The 7,467-nt window shown below is 41.0% G+C and carries 7 protein-coding genes; all 7 read right to left on the bottom strand.

What is annotated here, in order from left to right; translation table 11 throughout:
- Positions 1 to 141: 141 nt before the first annotated feature.
- Entirely contained in the window at positions 142 to 1,542 is a 1,401-nt protein-coding gene (locus tag NGM66_RS13775) for an FAD-dependent oxidoreductase (protein WP_011222024.1), read from the bottom strand.
- Positions 1,543 to 1,565: 23 nt separating this feature from the next.
- Positions 1,566 to 1,880, bottom strand: coding sequence for an arsenite efflux transporter metallochaperone ArsD (gene arsD, locus NGM66_RS13770; protein ID WP_223843906.1), 315 nt, complete (start codon positions 1,878 to 1,880; stop codon positions 1,566 to 1,568).
- A gap of 7 nt (positions 1,881 to 1,887) precedes the next feature.
- Positions 1,888 to 2,217, bottom strand: a complete 330-nt coding sequence (locus tag NGM66_RS13765) for a hypothetical protein (RefSeq protein WP_003678453.1) — start codon at positions 2,215 to 2,217, stop codon at positions 1,888 to 1,890.
- Positions 2,218 to 2,233: 16 nt separating this feature from the next.
- Positions 2,234 to 3,529 carry an arsenic transporter gene (locus NGM66_RS13760; RefSeq protein ID WP_258115817.1) on the bottom strand — a complete coding sequence of 432 codons (1,296 nt, stop codon included), beginning with the start codon at positions 3,527 to 3,529 and terminating at the stop codon, positions 2,234 to 2,236.
- Positions 3,530 to 3,587: 58 nt separating this feature from the next.
- Positions 3,588 to 5,318, bottom strand: a complete 1,731-nt coding sequence (arsA, locus tag NGM66_RS13755; RefSeq protein ID WP_011222022.1) for an arsenical pump-driving ATPase — start codon at positions 5,316 to 5,318, stop codon at positions 3,588 to 3,590.
- A gap of 83 nt (positions 5,319 to 5,401) precedes the next feature.
- On the bottom strand, positions 5,402 to 5,764 hold the full coding sequence (gene arsD / locus NGM66_RS13750) for an arsenite efflux transporter metallochaperone ArsD (RefSeq protein ID WP_011222021.1): 363 nt from the start codon (positions 5,762 to 5,764) through the stop codon (positions 5,402 to 5,404).
- Positions 5,751 to 6,110, bottom strand: a complete 360-nt coding sequence (locus tag NGM66_RS13745) for an ArsR/SmtB family transcription factor (RefSeq protein WP_011222020.1) — start codon at positions 6,108 to 6,110, stop codon at positions 5,751 to 5,753. The genes arsD (NGM66_RS13750) and NGM66_RS13745 overlap by 14 nt, the downstream gene beginning before the upstream one ends.
- Positions 6,111 to 7,467: the final 1,357 nt, after the last annotated feature.

The following is a 7,467-nucleotide window of genomic DNA, read 5'->3' as shown; positions in this document are numbered from 1 at the left end:
AAACGTAAAATTCCCATCAAGCACTTGAATCATGTGTTTGATGGGGATTTTGGAGTTTCTGGTGAATAATTCAGGAAACAGATAGTAGAAAGCTTAATTAATAATGAAGTGAAGTTGTTCCTTCAGTTATAAATTAATTCCTTAGCGTTTCGCATTCTGTTGTTCCCAGTTCTGTGCTGCGATTTGTACTGCATCCCAAGGTGATCCAACTGGTGGTGAATAGGATAAGTCTAGGTCGCTAATTTCGGCTACTGTCATATCATTAAAAATTGCCGTAGCAAAAATATCACTGCGTTTAGCAACTTCACTACCGTAATGACCAATTAACTGCACGCCTAAAAGCCGGCCACTTTTTTGATCACCAGTAATTCTGATCTTAATTTTTTGAGCACCGGGAAAATAAGCCTTATGGTCATCAACATCAGTTGTTACCGTGAAAGGATTAAACCCTGCCTGGATAGCCTCACTTGTCAATAACCCTGTCCGTACAACAACTAAATCAAATGCCTTTAAAACTTGTGTCCCCAGGCTACCTTTAAAGGCACGTTGAATTCCAGCAATATTAAAACCAGCAATTCTTCCTTGTTTATGTGCAGTCGTACCTAATGGCAAGTAGGTTTCACCTAATAAATGATGTCTTGTTTCCACCAAATCGCCGGCCGCCCATATATCAGGTAATGAGGTCTGCATATATTGATCAACCTCGATGGCCCCGGCAATTCCAGTTTCAGCACCTACCTTGACCAGTAGCTCATTATTTGGTTGAACACCAACAACGATTAAGACTAAATCATACGTAGAAGATTGTGTCTTTTGATGCTCATTTAAGCCAACAACTTCCACGTTGCTACCAGTTTCATTAATTTCTGAAACGGTTAAACCAGTAATAACATTGACGGCATTAGCAGACAACTTTTGATGAATAATTCGGCCTAAATCAGCATCAACCGTGGAAAGTATTTCTGAACCTCGTTGAAAAATAGTGACGTCTAAATGCCGTTTTCTTAAAGCCTCCGCCATTTCGATTCCGATATAACCAGACCCAACAATTGCGACCTTCCGAACACTATCTGTAGCTATATTTCTTTCAATCGCAAAGTAATCTGCCATTGTATGCAAAATACGAACTTTACTATCTTGCTGTTGAGCTTGCGCCAGGTCCACACCTTTAATACCCGATAGTTTTGGTCTAGCCCCTGTTGCTACAACCAAGTGGTCATAATGATAAGTTTTTAATTCGCCTGTAAGCGCATGTGCTACGACTTCATGTCGTTGCGGTTCAATTTTATCTGCAATCATGTTCATTTGAAATTCAATACCAGTCGAAGTCAATTCTTGTAAATTACGATGAGCTAGCAAGTGCCAATCCGGCACTTCTCCGCTGACTGCATAAGGTATTCCACAAATTGATAAATTTGGGTACTCATCTGCTAATAATATCTGAACTTTTAATTCAGGTTTAAGTTCTTTAGCCTTTAAGGCCGCCGAAATTCCGGCGTCACTGCCGCCGATAATTAATAATTTTTCCGTTTCATTTGCCATTTAATTAATTCCTTTCACCGTTGTTAGCGAACAAATGCACGACTTAAATCCTGATGTAGATAATCTGAAAACTCTTGGAAGGTTGGATAATCTCTTTGTTTAAAAATTATACCGTTAACCATAGTAATTGGTAATACAGTGATTCCATATTTTTTTAATAGGTCATTTATTTGATGATTACGAACAAAGGCGTCCGGATTTTGTGTAAGATTTCTGCGTATGATTATATTTTCACCATCTGCATTAACATGACGTTGAATTGCGGTAGTCTGAATCAATTCTTTCTTTACACTGGGACCACAAACACCAGTTGCACAACACATCGCCTCTTCAAATATTTCAATTTTAATCGTCTTTCACCTCGCATATTAGACGATGAAAATGTTCAAATTCCTTTTCTATTTGTGTATAATCACGAAAATAGCTGACCGCTAGATTATTTAAAATCAAGTGATTTATTTGCAAAAAGGCTATTTTTACCTTATACAAGTTCTGTTGTATTGTTAATTCACTACTGTATTTTAATTCAAGCAAATTAATTTCTTGGTTGGCTTGAATCAGGTAAACAGCAGAAATTGATTCTATTTCAGCTTTCGTGGCCTGTTTCACTAAAGCATCGACTATGTTTAATCTATTAGCTAATGAATCTTGTTGTGCATACTCAGTTTGCATCATAGCAAGTCATCCTTTCTCAACCAAAAAGACTTAGCGATAACCATAAACCACATAATGTAATGAATAGGACTGGAATCGTGATCGTGATCCCAATTTTAAAATAAGTACCCCAAGCAATTTTTACGTTTTTTTGCGCCAAAACATGTAACCACACTAACGTCGCCAGCGAACCGATTGGTGTGATCTTTGGTCCTAGATCAGAACCAATAATATTTGCATAAACTAACGTTTGGTGCATTAACCCTGATACATTAGCGCCCTTGATCGATAAAGCATTGATCATTACCGTTGGCATATTATTCATCGCTGATGACAGGAACGCTGCCAAATAACCCATTCCCATGGTCGCCACAAACCGGCTACCAGTTGCCATTTTGGCGATAACACCAGCAAGTAATGTTGTCAAGCCAACATTTTGTAGGCCATAAACCACCACATACATTCCGATTGAAAAGAAGACGATGTTCCACGGTGCTCCTTTAATGACTGCCTTAGTATCAACGTGATGACTTTGTTGACCAACCAACAAGAAAATTGCGGCAATCGTAAGTGCAATAAACGAAACGGGAATGTTTAGAAAACTACTGCTAAAATAACCGATCAATAACGCCGCTAACACGACCCAAGAGAACTTAAATAATCGTTGATCTTTGATTGCAGATTTTGGTTCAGCAACCTGATCTGCATCATAATGTTTGGGTAAGGCCTTGCGGAAATACAAATATAAGATACTGATGCTGGCGATCAGTGAAAAAAGATCAGGGATCCACATTCTTAGGGCATACTCGGAAAATGTAATGCCGAAAAAGTCAGCGGAAACAATATTGACTAGATTACTAACAACTAATGGTAACGAAGTCGCATCGGCAATAAAGCCACTGGCAATAATAAATGGGAAAACCTTTTTTTCATCAAAATGTAGGGCTCGCACCATTGCCAGAACGATCGGCGTTAAAATCAATGCCGCCCCATCGTTGGCAAAAAGTGCCGCCACGATCGCACCTAAAATAACGATCAAAATGAACATACTTACACCATTGCCTTTAGCCAGTCGTGCCATATGTAAAGCGGCCCACTCGAAAAAGCCGATCTCATCTAAAATCAATGAGATCAAAATAATGGCAACAAACGACAAAGTGGCGTTCCAAACGATCCCAGTAACGGTACCCACATCTTTAAATGTGACGACCCGAAATAGCAGTGCAAGTACTGCCCCACCAATTGCGGTCCAGCCTATTGATAGCCCCTTAGGTTGCCAAATGACGAATAATAACGTGAGTAAAAATATAAAAACAGCAAAAAAGACTTGCATAATTCCTCCCAACTACCAAAATCAGGGTATCGCTACCCTGATCAATTGATATCTTTATTTAAATCGTTAATAGCGTTTGTTCAAAATCTGGTTGCCACTGTTCCACTGCAAAATGATTGGCCGAAACGTCTTTGACTTTTTCGATCCATTCAACTTCATTTTGTGCCCGTGCTTGTAAACACGGATGCGTGGTTTGTGTAGCCAGCATGCTTTGATTGACCAACCACCATGTATGGGCAATTTGCGCCCGGTTTAAATCTTCATTGAGCCGCATTGATTCGTAGACTGGCGTTGTTTCCGGTAAAGTCACCATCACGATCTCGGTTTGTTGGGGATCTTGCAACCGTGGCAATAGATCAATAATTGCTTGTGGCACGTCACCGGCTGTGCGCTTAACTTCCTGTGCATAGCTTTGAGTGGAATCTAATAGTAACAACGTGTGCCCAGTTGGCGCCGTATCGATCACCACCACGTCACTGTCGTTTTGCGCCACAATATTAGCAAAAGCGCGGAAAACCGCAATTTCTTGCGTACATGGTGAACGGAGATCTTCGGCGACATAATCAACGTCAGCCGCTTTCATGGTTTGGCGAGCCGTTGCCAGTACTTCAGCTTGATAATCTTTCAATACCTGCTGCTCGTCAATATGGCTGATCGTAACTGCCGGATCAGCTGTTTTAAAGAAATCTAGATGATCGGCCGGATCAGTGGTGGCTAGATGAACGGTTTTATGTTGGGCCACTAATTTCTGCGTGATCTGCACCGCAACCGTTGTTTTACCGACGCCCCCTTTGCCCATGGTAAAAATAATCTTTTTATCCGTCTTGATCAGATCAGCAACGATCGTATCTAAGTTGGGATAGTTATTGGTCAGCGGCGGATAGGTAGCTAATGCGGGTTGTGTTGCCTGTAACACCAGGTGTAATTTATTTAAGCCGGTAACGTTGTAGGCGCGTAACGGCACTTCATACTGAGCAAATTTTTTTAATACAGCCGGCATTTGTTGTAGATCAGCCTGTTGTTGCGCAAAAATAGCCTGCGAAGCGTGATCCGTCGGTGTTTTAAGCGTGCCATTAATGATCAACTGCTGATTAGTCATGCCGATCGCGGCTAGTTCTTGTGCTGCTCGTGCTGCTTCAAGTAATGAGGCTTTTTGTGGCCGCGTCACCAACATTAATGTGGTCAAGTCCCCATTGCTTAACGTTGCTACCGCTTTTGCATAAATTGCTTTTTTATCACCCATACCGGCTAATTGGCCTAAGCAAGAAGCACCGCGATCATTTTCATCTAAATAATTATTCCACGCTGACGGTAGCTGTAGCATGCGCAAGGCATGACCAGTTGGCGCCGTGTCAAAAATAATATAATCAAAGCGCTGGTCAACCGCCGGATCAGTTAAAAAGTTGGCAAATTCATTGAATGCCGCGATCTCGACCGTACAGGAACCGGATAGCTGTTCTTCCATATTTTTAACAGCAGCATCCGGCAATACGCCGCGATAAGGGCCAACAACACTTTCCCGATACTCACCAGCTGCGGTCACAGGATCAAAATTGGCGGCAAACAACCCTGATACACCATTGATTGCTTGCGGTTTATTGGTTAATGCTGTATTGAAAACATCCTGTAAATTACTAGCTGGGTCAGTTGAAACGAGCATCACTTGATTACCAGCATCAGCCAAATTAATGGCGGTTGCACTGGCCGTCGTTGTTTTACCAACGCCACCTTTACCGGTAAAAAACAAATAATGAGTTAAATTAGCGTTTTGTGGTTGATAGTCCTGCATTGATATCCTCCTCAGTCACATAGATATTTATCTATATATAATTCAAAAGAAATGGCCGCGCCATCTCTTACCTTTAGTAAAATTTAGCAACAGCCACCATCACCGCCACAGCAACCGCCTGTTTGCTCAGCTGGCACGAAAACTAGCCCAGTATAGTCAGATAATTCATCGATCGTTGGGTACGCGCCCGTTTTAACGATCTGGCCGTCAACCACGGTGATCGGTAAAACAGCGTCAGCATCATCCTTGATGGCCGCTAAAATATCGGCTCGTTCACTAAAAACATCAGGATTATTACTTAAATTGTAACGGTCAGCTTCAATCGTTTTAACACCTTGTAAAGCATCAAAGGCAGACGTGATCATTAAGAGATTTTGATCAACGGACGGACCACAAACCCCAGTCGAGCAGCACATTGCTGGTTCAAATAATTCAATTTTTTTCATTTGTCATAACAACCTTTCCTGAAGCACATTCTTCACAATCAACACAGCCGTCATCGTGGCAAATACAGTGATCATCACTTGATAATAATTGCGCCGTATCCTGCTTAAAGGTCAGCATAAAATCGGGGCGTAACGTATAATGCTGCCACTTACCTTCCTTGCGTGCCGCAACAATACCAGCATTTTGCAAAACTTTCATATGGTGGGATAAAGTCGGCTGTGAAAAGTCGAAGTGCTCTAAAATATCACAAGCACACAAAGAACCACAGGAAAGCAGATCAATAATTTTTAAGCGATTTGGATCGGCCATTGCTTTCAGCATTTGAACATACTTTTGATAGTCCATTTGCAAGCTCCTATTCCATAATTAAGGTAATCTATTAGTTAAATACGCTAATAATAAACATTGATGTTACAGTGATACAGACTGAACTTGCTACTTTTGGTTTTGGCTTAATCAACAACAGAAAGCCAATCCTGTTTAGCAGAAAATATTCAACAAGCAGATACTTCTTGCTAATCAGTGTTGCCAAAATGAATGATTATGACCGCTTTCGTGGTGATTTTAGGGAACTTAGTTGCAAACTCCGCAACTGCATTTCCTCAACTCAACTTGCTTCGATCACCGCAAGAAACATCGTATTTTGTAAACATAGACGCGCATCTATATCTATAATATAGACCCATATCTATGTAAGCGTCAAGCTTTATTTTGAAATAAAATAGCAGCATCTATTTTAGATCATACTGAATAATCACATTCTTCCATGATTAGTTTTTTAAGCCGATAGATTAACCAACTTCAAACTTGGATCGATATTTCGTTTTGAAAATAACTTATTCAAATCCATAAAAGGAAGTCCATATGTCCCGGCGGCCTTTTTGCGGTACCAATTTTGGTACCATAATTTGATAATCATTGCTTATTATTGCTCAATCGGCCAAATTTCTATACAAAATTGGGAGAAAAAGATACCTAAACTTTCAAATCAACGGCAAACAAAAAAGCCCGTTTTATCAGGCTTTTGGCTACTTAAATCTCATATTATCCCGCTGCTTTTTTACAATATCTAGTCATTTTTTATAGTGAGCTTCCAGGGTTACTCTCCGCAGGTAGTCAGCTTTATTTTCTGTTTTCTGCGATTGTCGCATTGTTTCCACCTCCAGGATGAATCAAAATTATTGTTGTTCAGCCCCTCACCATTACTGGCTACTATGGCCTCGGCTGACTTCTGTCATGGACAACTCAACATTACTATTGAGCCTGTTCCTGCCAGAAATAACTTCCAGCTTGAGAGAACTACCATGACAGACCTCCCCGGGTAAGAGCAGTAGCTTTCGCATCAAACCGTTGGCTTTACTGTGACGGTTTCGAGTGGTCAGGGACTTCGATTTGTTAGGTAATCTCATCCCACCGTTTCCAGCCTTTTAGCCACTTCTTGTTCATCGATTCGATGTTTCGTCTAGGACTTCCTTCAGATTCTACCTCACGATAGACGCCCTTGTCTTCGACTCGTGATACCGGCCACTACGGCTCACAGCGGACTTACACCGCCTAGTTACTGCCCATGCCGGGCGCACCTTAAAAAGCGACACAACTCATCAGTTGTGGCCTCTTTTTTGATGCTGTATAATTAAAGGGTTAGAACCGTGTCATTACTTAATGACATAAGTAAGGAGATAAAAAGATGAAATATGGCTAT

Origin of the sequence: Levilactobacillus yiduensis (genome assembly GCF_024718525.1) — a bacterium.
Lineage (GTDB): Bacteria > Bacillota > Bacilli > Lactobacillales > Lactobacillaceae > Levilactobacillus > Levilactobacillus yiduensis.
The sequence above is the reverse complement of the archived record's forward strand: the minus strand, read 5'-3'. Positions and strand labels throughout refer to the sequence as shown.

Bases quoted from the DNA above. Each gene is read 5' to 3' on its own strand.
- NGM66_RS13765 (WP_003678453.1), bottom strand. From the start codon at position 2,217: ATGATGCAAACTGAGTATGCACAACAAGATTCATTAGCTAATAGATTA.
- arsD (WP_011222021.1), bottom strand. From the start codon at position 5,764: ATGAAAAAAATTGAATTATTTGAACCAGCAATGTGCTGCTCGACTGGG.
- NGM66_RS13760 (WP_258115817.1), bottom strand. From the start codon at position 3,529: ATGCAAGTCTTTTTTGCTGTTTTTATATTTTTACTCACGTTATTATTC.
- arsA (WP_011222022.1), bottom strand. From the start codon at position 5,318: ATGCAGGACTATCAACCACAAAACGCTAATTTAACTCATTATTTGTTT.
- NGM66_RS13745 (WP_011222020.1), bottom strand. From the start codon at position 6,110: ATGGACTATCAAAAGTATGTTCAAATGCTGAAAGCAATGGCCGATCCA.
- NGM66_RS13775 (WP_011222024.1), bottom strand. From the start codon at position 1,542: ATGGCAAATGAAACGGAAAAATTATTAATTATCGGCGGCAGTGACGCC.